Source organism: Streptomyces odontotermitis, from assembly GCF_050510915.1.
Classification (GTDB): Bacteria; Actinomycetota; Actinomycetes; order Streptomycetales; family Streptomycetaceae; genus Streptomyces.
The window spans coordinates 633,757-647,643 of sequence record NZ_JBNJLS010000002.1 but is presented as its reverse complement, the minus strand read 5'-3'; the positions used below and the strand labels follow the sequence as shown (position 1 = coordinate 647,643).

Here is a 13,887-nt window from a genome sequence, read left to right as displayed (position 1 = left end):
ACGATCAGTGGCGTTATGTGCGCACGCGCGCGGCAGGGAGATGTGTGATGGCGGAACAGCGGCGGTCGGGCGGGGGCAGCGCTACGGACCGCGGCGGCACGGCTGCGTCCGAGAGTTTCCTGGTGGTCTTCCCCGGATATCACCGGGCGTGGGCTGCCTGGGTCGCCCAGTGCCTGGAGAGCCATGGTCACCGAGCCACCCTGCAACGCTGGGACCCGCGACGCGAGGTTCCCCTGGAGGAATCGCTCGGGGACCTCCTGCTCTCTCCGCGCAGCAGGATCCTGCTCGTCTTGAACGACTGGTTCTTCGAACTCGGTCCCCGCCCCGAAGGCGAGTGGAACGATGTCCTGCGCGGCTTCGTCGCGGCCAACGTGGAGCGCTTCGCGGCGGTCAACCTCACCAACAGGCCGCTTCTTCCGGCCACTGCGGTTCTGGAACCGGCGAATCTGTGGGGTCTGAGCGAAGAGGGCGCCGAAGAGCGTCTCCTCGGTCGCCTCGGCCTGGAATACCGACGTCCGGCGACGCGTCGGGCTCCTGTGGAACGTGGCGCCCGCTATCCCGAGACGCGGCCGGACATCTGGGGAGAGGTGCCCCGACGCAACCCTCGTTTCACCGGCCGCGACGACCTTCTCACTGAGCTCAACCAGCGCCTCTCGGATGCCGAGCCGGGCGCCGCGGCCTGCACCCTGCTAGGGATGTCCGGCATCGGCAAGACTCAGATCGCCGCAGAGTACGCGCACCGTTTCAGCCCGGACTACGACATGGTCTGGTGGGTCAACTCCGACGACCGCAACATCCAGCGCGACCGTTTCGGTGAACTCGCCGTTGACCTCGGCCTGCGCGTCGGCAGCGAGCCGGGTGAACGCATCCGCGCGGTGCGCGAGGCGCTGAGGCGCGGGGAGCCGCACTCCCGATGGCTTGTGATTTTCGACGGCTGGGATGACGCCGAGGGCGCCCGGGCGCTGCTTCCGCACGGCTCCGGGCATGTCCTGATCACCTCACGCAACCGGGGCTGGGGTGAGCTCACCGACGTGCTCGAAGTGCCCGGCTTCGACCGGCACGAGTCCACCGGGTACCTGATGCGCCGCGCCACGCATGTGTCCGCGGAACAGGCCGATGAGGTGGCCGCCGAGTTCGGTGACGTGCCGCTCCCGCTCGTGCAGGCGGCGTCCTGGCTCGGTGAGTCGGGCATGGAAGTCCCCGAGTACCTGCGGATGGTGCGCGAACGCAAGCTCTCCACCGTCGACGAACCGGTCGCCGGCGAGGGCTTCCCGAACTCCTCCCTCACCTCCTGGTCGATACTGATCAACCGGCTCCGTCGCGCTGAGCCTCAGGCGATCGAGGTGCTCAGGCTGTGCACCTCGTTCGCGCCGGGCAGGATCCCACTCGGCCTGGTCCGGGCCTTTCCGCAGGCCGAGCTCCCCGAGGACCTGCGGTGGATGAGTGCTGACCTGCCAGCCTGGACCCGAGCTCTGGACACACTGGTCAACTACTCGGTACTCACGCGCGAGACGCGTGGCTCCGCCACGGCGGACATGGGTCCGCACCAGGAGGCGGTGCACATGCACCGGCTCGTCCACGACATCATTTCCCGACTGACCAGCGAGGACCATCGAGACGTCCACCGCAAGGCAGTACGGCGGGTGCTCGCCGTGGCCGACCCGGGCAACCCCATGGACAGCAGGCACTGGCCACGCTATGCCGAACTGTTGCCGCACCTGGAACCGTCCGGCGCGCTGAGCAGCACTGATTCCCGTGTCCAGGAAGCCGTACTGAACTGCCTGCGCTACTGCTTCCGCAGCGGTGAGTACAAGGCCGGAACTCAACTCGCGGAACAGATCCGTCACCACTGGTCCGGGATCATGGACCCACTGGCCCAGCCGATGCAGGACCTCACCATCCAGGAAGGCAACATCCTGTGGGCCAGTGGCCGCTTCCGCGAGGCGTACGAACTCCACAGTGCGGTCCGCGAGAGGCTGCGTGCGGCGCCGCAGCGTGACGAACTCGGTGAGCTGCTCACCAACAGCGCCCTGGCCTCCACCCTGCGTTTCCTCGGGCGCTACGAGGAAGCGCACGAACTGCAGCGCACGGTCCTCGACGAAGCCCGACGCCTTCTCGGCCCGGACGAACGCATCACCTTGACGGCCCGGAACAACCTCGCCTTCAACCTACGGCTCCTAGGCCGGTACGGGGAGGCGTACGAACTGGATGTGGAGACTGCCGCCCAGCGCGAGAGTGTCCTGCGCGCCCGTCACGTCAACACCCTCAACTCCGGCACTGCCGTCGCCCGTGACCTGCGCCTGCTCGGCCGCTACCGCGAAGCCCTGGCCCGCCAGGAGGCCGTGCTCCGACTGCACGTCCAGGTGCTGGGCCCACAGCATCCACAGACTCTCGAGGCGCGGGCGCAGTTGGTGCTCTGCCAACGCCGCGAAGGCGGATTCTCGCAGGACCTCGGGCCCGTGATGGCCAGCCTCGTCGAACAGCATGAGCTGGTACACGGCCGTTCCCACTACCGCACCCTCACGTCGATCACCGACTACGGCAACTACCTCCGCGAGCACGGCGACCTGAGCCAGGCCAAGGACCTGATCGCCGAGGCGGAGGCGGGCTACCGGTCCCTGCTCGGCCCCGCCCACCCCGTGGCGAGCGGCATGGTCGGCAACACCGCCCTCGTGATGCAGGCGGCGGGCGAACGCGCCGAGGCCCTCTCCATGTTCGAGTCGGCCCTCGCCGGACTGACGGCGACGCTCGGCCCCGACCACCCCTGGGTCCTCGGCTGCGCCCTCAACGCCTCCGGCGCCCGCAACTTCACCGGCCGCATCGCCGACGCCGCCGAACTGAGCCGCGACACCCTGCGCCGCGCCCGCCACACCCTCGGCGACGAGCATCCCCTCACGCTCTCCAGCCAGGTCGCCCTCGCGGCGGACCTGCGCGCCCTGCGCGAGCGCGAGGAGGCGGGAAAGCTGGAGGAGGACGGTCTTCTGACCCTGACCCGCACCCTCGGGGCCCAGCACCCCCACACCATCTCCGCCCGCCAACGCACGCGCCCCTACTGGGACTTCGAGGCGTATCTGGGCTGAGAGCGCGCAAGGGGGCCAGGTACCCGGAGGATCCGGGGCCCAGCCCCAGTGCGGCGTGGTTCGCGACGCGTGAGGCTGAACTGGCCTACGCGGAACTACGTCTGGAGTGAGTCATGGTCCTCTCCGCCTCCCCCTTGCCGCCCTCGCGCAAGAGAACGCGACGCCTCGGCGCCCGCCGGGCAGTGGGAGCAGCCCTCTGCTGCGGCCTGCTGCTGGGCGGCCCGGCCGCCGCCACCGCCGCGGCCACGGCGCCCGCCGCCCCTGCCCAGGCGCGGCACGCGGAGCACGGCCGGGGCACGCTGGTCTCCGTCGAGAAGCTGTACACGCTCGCGACACCGCGGGCCGTGGCCGCCGAGCTGGAGGGTGCCGGGTTCGACGCCGGCACCGTCCGGCACGGCGTGGTCGCGTACCGCCTCGTCTACCGCACCGTCGATCCGTACGGACAACCCACCACGGCGAGCGGGCTGTTCGTGGTTCCGCTGGGCAGTGAGCGACGGCTGCAGCCGGTCTCCTTCGCGCACGGCACGGGCAGCCACAAGGGCGACGCGCCGTCCATGCAGCGCGGCACGTTCTTGCCCGCGCCCGTGATCGCGCACGCGTCGGCGGGCGCCGCGGGCATCGCGCCCGACTACCTGGGGATAGGCAAGGGGCCGGGTCTGCACCCCTGGATGGACATCGGCTCCGAGACCACGGCGTCCCTGGACATGCTGCGCGCGGCCCGCGCCTTCGCGCCGCACACCGGACATGTGCTGGAGCGGAAGGTCATGGCCACCGGCTTCTCGCAGGGCGCCTCGGCGGCACTGGGGCTCGGCCGGGCTCTTCAGGCGGGCGAGGACCGCTGGTTCAGGCTGGGCGCGCTGGCGCCGGTCAGCGGCGCGTACGACTTCGGCGGAACGGAGCTGCCCGCCCTCTTCAAGGGCACGCTGGACCCCAAGTCCAGTGTGGTGTACGCGGCTTACACCCTGGTGGCGTTCCAACGGCTCCACCACCTCTACGACAGCCCCGGCGAGGTCTTCCGGGCCCCGTACGACCGGCGGATCGAAGCGCTCTTCGACGGCGCGCACACCGGGAAGCAGCTGATGGAGGGCACCCCGGACACGGTCGACGAGCTGCTGACCGCGCACGGCCGTGAGCTGCTCGCGCAGCCGCGGGGACCGCTGGCGGCGGCGCTGCGGACAACCGACGCCGTCTGCGCCGACTGGGCCCCGCGCGCCCCGGTCCGCCTCTACATGGCGGGCGGGGACGAGCAGGCCGACACCGCCAACACGGCGCACTGCCAGGAGGCTCTGCGCGGGAACGGCGTGGACGCACCGGTCGTCGACCTCGGCCCCGTCGACCACCACGGATCCCGTCATGTGGGGTCCAACGTCGCGGCCACGTCGGCGATCGTGCGCTGGTTCGGCGAGTTGCGCGGGCGGTGACGAGCGGCGTCCGGCCCTCAGAGCAACGTCAGCTGGGTCGGCTCGCCCGACGCCAGGGGCGCCGGTTCCTCCCGTACGGGGATCCGGCGCGCAGCCCCGGCCCGCGTCGGCCCGATCCCGAACTCCTGGGCCAGCTCGTGCACATGGCGGGTGATGCGGCGCTGGTACCACTTGGGGGCGTAGGCGCCGTCCGCGTACAGGCGCTCGTAGCGGCGCACCAGGTGGGGGTGGTGGTGGCCGAGCCAGCCCATGAACCACTCGCGGGCGCCGGGGCGCAGGTGCAGGACCAGGGGCGTGACCGAGGTCGCGCCGGACGCGGCGATCGCGCGGACCGTGGCGCGGAGTTGGTCGGGGTGATCACCCAGGAAGGGGATCACGGGGGCCATCAGAACGCCGCAGCCGATGCCGTGGTCGGTGAGGGTGCGGACGACGTCCAGGCGGCGTTCGGGGGCGGGCGTGCCCGGCTCCACGGTGCGCCAGAGGCGTTCGTCGGTGAAGCCCACGGAGACCGAGATGCCGACGTCGGTGACCTCGGCCGCCTGGCGCAGCAGGTCCAGGTCGCGCAGGATCAGCGTGCCCTTGGTGAGGATCGAGAAGGGGTTCGCGTGGTCGCGCAGCGCCGCGATGATCCCGGGCATCAGCCCGTATCGCCCCTCGGCCCGCTGATAGCAGTCGACGTTCGTGCCCATCGCGATGTGGTCGCCGTGCCAGCGGCGCGAGGCCAGGTGGCGGCGGAGCAGCTCGACCGCGTTGACCTTCACGACGATCTGGCTGTCGAAGCCGAGCCCGGTGTCCAGGTCCAGATAGCTGTGCGTCTTGCGAGCGAAGCAGTAGACGCACGCGTGTGTGCAGCCGCGGTAGGGGTTGACCGTCCACTCGAAGGGCATCCGGGACGCCCCGGGCACGCGGTTCACGATCGACCTGGCGCGGACCTCGTGGAAGGTGACCCCGCGGAACTCGGGGGTGTCGAAGGTCCGGGTGGTGACGGCGTCCGCGCCGAACAGCGCGGCGTCCGTGCGGGCCGGTGACGTCGGTCGGTCGGCGAGATTCTCCCAGCGCATGGCGCCTCCTCGGTAGCACTGGCCACACAATAGAACATGTGTTCCCTTGATCGTGCGGAGAGGCGCCCGGCGCTGGTCAGTGGGCCTGCTGCGAGTGCTTCGGCAGCAGACCGACGAGGAGGAGCGTCAGGAGGTAGAGGCCGGCGCAGAGTGCGAAGACCAGTTCCGCGGCGCTGAAGTAGGCGTGTGTGCTCGCGTGCGCGACGCGGGCGAAGAAGACGGTGCCGAGGGCGGCGACGCCGATGGCTCCGGCGAACTGCTGGACGGCGTTGAGCATGCCCGCCCCGGTGCCCACCTCCTCGGTGGTGGCGTGGCCGAGGATGAAGTCGAAGAGCGGCACGAACATCAGGCCCGAGCCGAAGCCGGTCAGGAACAGCGAGGGGGCGAGCTGCCAGACGGTGAGGTCGGTGGTCCAGTGCGCGGTGGACCACCAGAGGCCGAGCAGGCCGGCAACGGCGAGGGACAGGCCGATGTGCAGCGTGGCCCGGCCGAGCCGCTCGGCCAGTACGGCACCGGCGAGCAGGACGGCGACGGCGGTGCCGAGCGCCCAGGGGATCAGGGTGAGACCGGTGTGCAGCGGCGTCCAGTGCAGGCCGAGCTGCAGCAGCAGGTTGATGACCAGGACGAACGCACTGAGGGAGGCGTAGAAGCCGCCCACGATCAGGAGTCCGACGACGAAGCTGCGGCGGCGGAAGAGGGACGGGGTGATGACGGGGTGCGGGCTGCGGCGCTCGGAGGCGACGAAGAGGGCGAAGGTGACGGCGGAGGCGGCCATCATGACGTAGGTCCAGGCGGGCCAGCCCAGGTCACGGCCCTGGATGAGCGGCACGATCAGCAGGGCGGAGGCGGCGGTGAGCAGGCCGACGCCGGTCAGGTCCAGGCGCGTGGTGCGGTCCTCGCCGCTGTGGTGCGGCAGGACGCCGCGGCCGAGGAGCCAGGCGACGACGCCGAACGGGACGTTGATCAGGAAGATCGAGCGCCATTGGCTGCCGAACAGGTCGAGGTGGAGCAGCCAGCCGGCGAGGATCGGCCCGGCCACGGTGGCCAGGCCCATGACCGGGCCGAACGGCATGAGGGCCTTGCGCAGGTGCTGGGGCGGGAAGACCACCTTCACCAGGGCCATGCCCTGGGGGATCATCACGGACCCGAAGAGCCCCTGGAGCAGGCGGGCGCCGATCAGGAAGCCGGGGTTCGGCGCGAGGCCGCAGGCCAGTGAGGTCAGGGTGAATCCGCTCATGCCGAGCAGGAAGAGGCGGCGGCGCCCGAGGAGGTCGCCGAGCCGTCCGGAGGTCACCAGTCCGAGGGCGAAGGCCGCGGTGTAGGCGGTCAGGACCCACTGCAGGGTCATCGGTCCACCGCCGAGGTCGGCGCGGATCGAGGGGCCCGCGAGGTTGGCGACGCTGGAGTCGACGAGGTCCATGATCTCGGCGATGAAGACGACGGCCAGGACCAGCCATGCCTGCCGGAGGGGGAGGGGTGCAGGGGGCGGGGGCGGTGTCACTGCCGAAGTCGTTGACGAACTTAGTTCAGTAGTCATGAACTAAGTTCTACGCCACGAACAATGTTCGTCGCAAGTTAGGATGCCCCCATGCCCTCCGACCAGCCACGACAGCGCCGCGCCGCCCGCCACGCACAGCAGCCCTCCGCCACCGACAGCGATTCCGGCACCGCCACCGGCAGCGGCACCGACGCCGGCACCGCCCGGAAGAAGCCCGCGAAGAAGGTGCCGATCACTCTCGACCGGATCACCGACGCCGCCCTCCACGTCGTGGCGACCGAGGGCTACGACGCCCTGACCGTCCGCCGGATCACGCACGTCCTCGGCACGGGCCCGTCCTCGCTGTACGCGCACATCGTCAACAAGGACGACATTGACGACCTGCTCATCGGCCGCCTCTGCGCCCAGATCGTGCTGCCCGAGCCCGACCCGGACGCCTGGCAGGACCAGATCCGCGACGTCTGCGCCCAACTGCGCGACCAGTACCTGAAGTACCCGGGCGTCTCCCGTGCCGCGCTCGCCATGATGCCCACCAACCTGGACACCCTCCGCGTGAACGAGGGGCTGCTCGCCATCCTCCTGTCCGGCGGCATCGCACCGCGGACGGCCGCGTGGGCGATCGACGCCCTCTCCCTCTACGTGGGCGCCTACGCCCTGGAGCGCTCCCTGCTCGCGCAGCGGCAGCGGCGCGAGGGCGATGACTGGGTGCTGAGCCGCGACGACCTGGTCGGCCGGCTCGAAGCGCTCCCGTCCGACCGGTTCCCGCAGATCAGGCGGCACGCGGGGGAGTTGACCGCGGGGTCCGGGCACGACCGGTTCGACTTCGCCCTCGGCCTGATCATCGACAACCTCGCCCACGCCTGAGCCCGCCCGTCCCCCGCCGCCCGGAAGCGGCGCCGTACGACCCCGATTTGAGGGCCCGGCACGGAGGGTGATTGGCTGACTGCTCACCCCTGGAAGAACAAGTGGAGGAAGTGCCATGGCGCAGGTCGAGGCGGTCACCGAGCGGACAATCGCGGCGCAGCCGGACGATGTGTTCGACGCGCTCGCGGACTACAGCGGCACGCGCGCGAAGCTGCTGCCGGACCACTTCAGCGAGTACGAGGTGCGCGAGGGCGGCGACGGCGAGGGCACCGTCGTCCACTGGAAGCTCCAGGCCACCAGCAAGCGGATCCGGGACTGCCTGCTCGACGTGACCGAGCCGACCGACGGCGAGCTGGTCGAGAAGGACCGCAACTCCTCGATGGTCACGACCTGGACGGTCACCCCCGGCGGCGAGGGCAAGTCCCGCGTCGTCGTCTCCACCGTCTGGAACGGCGCGGGCGGCATCGGCGGCTTCTTCGAGAAGACCTTCGCGCCCAAGGGTCTCGGCCGGATCTACGACGCCGTGCTCGCCAAGCTCGCCGCCGAGGTCGAGAAGTAGCCGAGAAGCAGCCTCAACTCCCGCTTCACCCATCGGGGTTGTTGTCACTCTCACCGTTTCGAGTGGTTTTCGGCACGGCGCTGTTGTACGCCGTAGGGCTCCTACCGGCGGATACGTCCGCCGGGCCCGACACAAGGGCGACTCGTCGCGCTTGCTCGTAGTTGTCGCGTAATGCGAGAAATGGGCGGCGCAGGCGCGACGAGGGGAGCAGGACGTGGGCGGGACGACGCTGGTGGCCCAGGAGCTGGCCACCGAGGAGGCCGGCGGAGCCGGGCGGGAGCCCGAGCGGGAGCCGCGGCCCCAGGACCCTGCCGACGCGGCGGCCGGAGCCGGAGACGGAGCCGGTGCCGCATCCGGAGCCGAGGCGGCCGCGCTCCCGGCCCACGGGCTCAGCCCGAGCCGCGTGCGCATGGTCTTCGTCGGGCTCATGCTCGCCCTGCTCCTGGCGGCCCTGGAGCAGATGATCGTCGCCACCGCGCTCCCGAAGATCGTCGGTGAGCTGCACGGCCTGGACAAGATGTCCTGGGCGATCACCGCCTATCTGCTCACCTCGACCGTCGGACTGCCCATCTACGGGAAGCTCGGCGACCTCTTCGGGCGCAAGGGCGTCTTCCAGTTCGCGATCGTCATCTTCGTCATCGGCTCCGCGCTCGCCGGCTGGTCGCGGACCATGGACCAGCTGATCGCCTTCCGGGCCATCCAGGGCATCGGCGCGGGCGGGCTCATGATCGGCGTGCAGGCGATCATCGCGGACATCGTCCCGCCCCGGGAGCGCGGCCGCTACATGGGCATGATCGGCGCCGCGTTCGGCCTCGCCTCGGTGGCCGGACCGCTGCTCGGCGGGTTCTTCACCGACCACGTCACCTGGCGCTGGTGCTTCTACTTCAACGTCCCCTTCGGCCTGGTCACCCTCGCCGTCGTCACCGTCGTCCTCAAGCTGCCCAAGCCCGACGTGAAGGCCCGGCTCGACGTCCTGGGCGCCCTGCTGCTCGCCGCCGCCTCCACCTGCCTGGTGCTGCTGACCAGTTGGGGCGGGACCGAGTACGCGTGGGGCGACCGGGTCATCCTGGGGCTCGCGGGCGGGGCCGCCCTCGCCACCGTGCTCTTCCTCGTCGCCGAGCACTTCGCCGCCGAACCCCTCATCCCGCTGCGCCTGTTCCGGGACTCGGTCTTCAACATCACCGGTCTCGTGGGCATGGTCATCGGCGTCGCCCTCTTCGGAGCGGCCAGCTATCTGCCGACCTTCCTGCAGATGGTCGACGGCGCCACCGCCACCGAGTCCGGCCTCCTCATGCTGCCGATGATGGGCGGCATCGTCGGCGCCTCCATCATCGGCGGCCAGCTCATCAGCCACACCGGCCGCTACAAGATCTACCCGGTCCTCGGCGGCGCCCTCTCCGTGGCCGGCATGTGGCTGCTCTCGCGCCTCGAAGTCGACACGCCCCGGCTGCAGTACAGCATCTGGATGGCCGTGCTCGGCGCGGGCATCGGCCTCGTCATGCCGGTCCTCGTGCTCGCCGTGCAGAACTCGGTACGCGGCTCCGACCTCGGCACCGCCACCAGCGCCAACAACTACTTCCGGCAGATCGGCGGCAGCGTCGGCGCCGCCATCTTCGGCACGCTCTTCGCGAACCGGCTCGCCGACGCGCTGAGCGACCGCCTCCCCGCCGGTGCCGACCTGCCCGACGCCGAGTCGATCACCCCGCAGCTGGTCCACCACCTGCCCGCCCCGCTGCGCGAGGGCTACATCCAGGCGTACGCCGACGCGATGCCGCGGATCTTCCTGTACCTGGTGCCGGTGCTCGTCCTCGGCATGCTGATCGCCTTCTTCCTCAAGGAGAAACCACTGGTGTCCCACAACGCCCCGGCCGCCGAGCCCGCAGCCATCCCCCAGGCCCGCACCACCGGTTACACCTCCGGAGTGCCCGTCTGCGGAACGGTGCAGCACCCCGACGGCACCGTGGTGCCCCGCGCCGCCCTCACCCTCATCGACGTGGCGGGCCAGCAGATCGGGCGCGGCGCCAGCGGCGAGGACGGCCGGTACGCCCTGTCCACGCCGGGCTCGGGCTCCTTCGTGCTGATCGCCGCGGCGGGCGGTCACCAGCCCCAGGCCGTCACCGTCACCGTCGGCGAGCGCCCCGTCGAACTCGACGTGGTCCTCGGCGGCGCCGGACGCCTCGCCGGGACCGTGGTCACCGCCGACGGCACGCCCGTCAGGGACGCCGCCGTGACCCTCACCGACGTGCGCGGCGAGGTCGTCGCCACCACCCGCAGCGGGCGCGAAGGGGGCTATGTCATCACGGAGTTGGTGGCCGGCGAGTACACCCTCGCGGCCAGCGCCCCGGCCTTCCGGCCCGCCGCCCTGCCCGTCTCCGTGCAGGCGGCCCGGGAGACCCGCCAGGACGTCGAACTCGCGGGCGGCGCGGTGCTGCGCGGCACCGTACGGGCCAGCGGCGGCCGCCCCGTGGAGGACGCGCGCGTGACGCTCCTCGACGCGGCGGGCAACGTCGTGGACACCCTCACCACCGGAGCCGACGGAACGTTCCGGTTCGTCGACCTCTCCTCCGGCGAGTACACGGTCATCGCGGCGGGCTACCCGCCGGTCGCGACCGTGCTCCAGGTGGCGGGCGGCGGGCGCACCGAGCGCGACCTCCAACTCGGCCACGAGGACTGAGCGTTCCGCTGTCCGTCCGCCGTCTCTCCGCCGTCTCTCCGCCGTCTCTCCGCCGTCTGAAGGACGGAGAGTACCCGTTTCTCACGGGCCGGATGCGCCGGAGGCTCCGGCCCGAGGGAATTTCCCGCATTGAGGCGCACACCAACCTGCCCCGGCCGTACGGTGGTTGGGGAGACACAGATCATGCGGCGCCAAGGGAAGGAGCCGTGGCCATGGAGCGTGGCACCCCGGGGGGACCGGCGGCGCGGAGCGCGGTCTCGGGGCGCGTGCCCCTGGCCGTGATCGTCGTCGACACGAGCGGCCTGGTCTCCCACTGGAGCACCGGCGCGCGCCGCCTCTTCGGGTACGCGAAGGAGGACGCCGTCGGCCGTGCCGCGAGCGACCTGCTGCCCGTCTCCGGCGCCCTCCCCGAGAGCGGCGCGCCCTACGGGGCGTACGACGGCCTGGGCCCCGACCTGGAGACCTCGCTCGACGGCCGCATCTCCTACCCGGCCGCGGGCCGCGCCCACCTCCACGCCTTCGGCGGGGACCACCGCATCGACGTCCTGTGGTGGGCCTACCCCCTGGTGGGCCCCGGCCCCGAGCGCCTCCTGGTGCTCGCCGCGGACGCCACCGCCCTCGGCCCCGGCGACGGGTACGACAGCGAGGCGAGCACCGAGCGGATCGCCCCCGGCTTCGCCCTGCACACGGACTTCCCCGGCGCCGACGAGCTGGCCGACCGGCTCCCGGAGATCCTGCCGAGCATGAGCGTCGGCGAGAGCGCCCGCATAGTGGCCCAGGTCCTCGAACTGGGCTATCCCGTGCTGGAGTTCAGCAAGCACGACCGGGTCCCTGTCACCCCGGACTGGGGCGTGCCCCGCCGGGTGGAGCGCAAGGAGCGCAGAGAGAGGGCGGCGCGAGCAGCCGCCGAGGGCGGGGCGCCCGCCCCGCAGGCCGCCGACGACGAGGGCGAGGACCTCGAGTACGCGGCGGTGCGCGAGCACCTGGAGTTCCTCAACGAGGTCAGCGGGCGCATCGGCTCCTCCCTCGACCTGTCCCGCACCATCATCGAGGTCAGCAAGGCCGTCGTGCCGCGCTTCACCGATGTCGCCGGAACCTATCTGCGCGAACAGGTCGTCGCGGGCGAGGGGTTCCCCGAAGGCGCGCCCGACGAGACGACGATGTGGCACCGCGTCGCCGTGGAGCACACGGACGAGCCGGGCCGCTGGGACGACGTGGTGCCCGTCGGCGAGTCCATGCCGTTCCCGGCGCACACGCCGTTCTTCCAGTGCATGACCTCGGGCGAGCCGGTCCTGGTGCCGCGCATCTCCGAGGAGATGGGCAACGCGATCGCCGCGCAGTTCGAGAAGCGCGACATACGCCCCCTCATCACCAACCGCTCCATGCTGGTCGTCCCGCTCAAGGCACGGAACGTGGTCCTGGGCTTCATGATCCTGCTCCGCCACCAGGAGCGGCCCGTCTTCAACGACATGGACCGCGTCACCGGCGCCGAACTCGCCGCCCGCGCGGGCCTCGTCCTCGACAACGCCCGCATGTACACGTACCAGGAGAGCGTCGCCGACACCCTCCAGGACAGCATGCTGCCGCACATCGAGCCGCGCATGCCCGGCTGCGAGATCGCCACCCGCTATCTGCCGGGCACCCTCCTCGGCCGGGTCGGCGGCGACTGGTTCGACTCCGTGAAACTGCCCGGCTCCCGCACCGCGCTCGTCGTCGGCGACGTGATGGGCCACGGCCTCAACTCGGCCGCGATGATGGGCCAGTTGCGCACCGCCGTCCAGACCATGGCCGCCCTCGACCTGCCGCCCGCGCAGCTCCTGCGCAACCTCGACGACCTCGCCCAGCGTCTCGGCGAGCACTACCTGGCCACCTGTCTGTACGTGGTCTACGACCCCATCGCGGACGAGCTGCACCTCGCCAACGCGGGCCACATCCCGCCCGTCCTGGTCCGCGCCGAGGACGGCCGCAGCGAGCTCCTGGAGCTGCCCACCGGCGCGCCCATCGGCGTCGGTGGCGTGCCCTTCGAAGAGGTACGGCTGCGGGTGGCGCCCGGCGACCGCCTGCTGATGTGCACGGACGGCCTGGTCGAGGTGCGCGGTGAGGACATCGGCGTGGGCCTCGCGACGCTCGTCGAGTCCGCCGCCCACCCGGCCGCCTCCATGGACGACGCCTGCGACACCATCATCAGGGCCCTCAACACGCGCGGCGGCCGCAAGGACGACGTGGCGCTCCTGATGGCCCGCCTCAGCGGGGTCGCCACCGAGGACGTCGCGCACTGGCGCCTCGCAGCCGACCCCAGCGAGGTCGGCCGGGCCCGCGAACTGGTCCGCGAGCGCCTCGCGTCCTGGCACCTGGACGCCCTCGCGGACTCCGCCGCCCTCCTCGTCAGCGAGCTGGTCACCAACGCCGTACGGCACAGCGGCTCGGGCGGCGTCGAGCTGCGCCTGGTCCGCGCCGCTACCCTCACCTGCGAGGTGGCGGACGCCGACCACACGCTGCCCACGCTCACGAGCGCGGGCCCCGGCGACGAGTCGGGGCGCGGCCTGAATGTCGTCAGCGGCATCGCGAAGGAGTGGGGTACGAGCCGCACCAGCACCGGAAAGACGGTCTGGTTCGAACTGGCCCTGCCGCACAAGTAGCGCCACCAGTCCGGAAGTTGGTGTCGCTCGCCGCCCTCAGGGGCGTACGCCGGAGGCACGCGCGTCGAATGCGGCGTGAAGGATTGTGCCG

General features: G+C 71.4%; 8 protein-coding genes. 6 read left to right on the top strand and 2 right to left on the bottom strand.

All coding sequences use genetic code 11. The features are described from left to right. Positions 1-47 precede the first annotated feature (47 nt). Together fxsT and ACQB60_RS09060 are read left to right on the top strand one after the other, a co-directional pair. Positions 48-3,080: an FxSxx-COOH system tetratricopeptide repeat protein gene (gene fxsT / locus ACQB60_RS09065; protein WP_496925313.1), complete on the top strand. Its 3,033-nt coding sequence runs from the start codon at positions 48-50 to the stop codon at positions 3,078-3,080. Positions 3,081-3,193: 113 nt separating this feature from the next. Continuing rightward, a complete protein-coding gene (locus ACQB60_RS09060; protein WP_496925312.1) occupies positions 3,194-4,501 on the top strand; it encodes an acetylxylan esterase family protein in 1,308 nt (435 codons plus the stop codon). A 17-nt stretch (positions 4,502-4,518) separates the two neighbouring features. Here ACQB60_RS09060 and ACQB60_RS09055 read toward each other — a convergent pair whose 3' ends face one another. Together ACQB60_RS09055 and ACQB60_RS09050 are read right to left on the bottom strand one after the other, a co-directional pair. Continuing rightward, positions 4,519-5,562, bottom strand: a complete 1,044-nt coding sequence (locus ACQB60_RS09055; protein WP_496925311.1) for an Rv2578c family radical SAM protein — start codon at positions 5,560-5,562, stop codon at positions 4,519-4,521. Positions 5,563-5,638: 76 nt separating this feature from the next. Next, positions 5,639-7,099, bottom strand: a complete 1,461-nt coding sequence (locus tag ACQB60_RS09050) for a DHA2 family efflux MFS transporter permease subunit (RefSeq protein WP_496925310.1) — start codon at positions 7,097-7,099, stop codon at positions 5,639-5,641. 51 nt (positions 7,100-7,150) lie between these two features. Between ACQB60_RS09050 and ACQB60_RS09045 the strand changes: the two genes are divergently transcribed. The 4 genes from ACQB60_RS09045 (at position 7,151) to ACQB60_RS09030 (ending at position 13,796) form a co-directional block, all read left to right on the top strand. Then, the gene (locus ACQB60_RS09045; protein ID WP_496925309.1) at positions 7,151-7,924 is read left to right on the top strand and encodes a TetR/AcrR family transcriptional regulator; all 774 of its coding nucleotides are present in this window, start codon (positions 7,151-7,153) and stop codon (positions 7,922-7,924) included. A gap of 115 nt (positions 7,925-8,039) precedes the next feature. Continuing rightward, on the top strand, positions 8,040-8,483 hold the full coding sequence (locus ACQB60_RS09040) for an SRPBCC family protein (protein ID WP_496925308.1): 444 nt from the start codon (positions 8,040-8,042) through the stop codon (positions 8,481-8,483). A gap of 214 nt (positions 8,484-8,697) precedes the next feature. Continuing rightward, positions 8,698-11,157 (top strand): MFS transporter, encoded by a 2,460-nt coding sequence (locus ACQB60_RS09035; protein WP_496925307.1) that lies wholly within the window; start codon positions 8,698-8,700, stop codon positions 11,155-11,157. Between the two features lie 212 nt (positions 11,158-11,369). Beyond that, entirely contained in the window at positions 11,370-13,796 is a 2,427-nt protein-coding gene (locus ACQB60_RS09030) for an ATP-binding SpoIIE family protein phosphatase (protein WP_496925306.1), read from the top strand. The last annotated feature ends 91 nt before the right edge of the window (positions 13,797-13,887 follow it).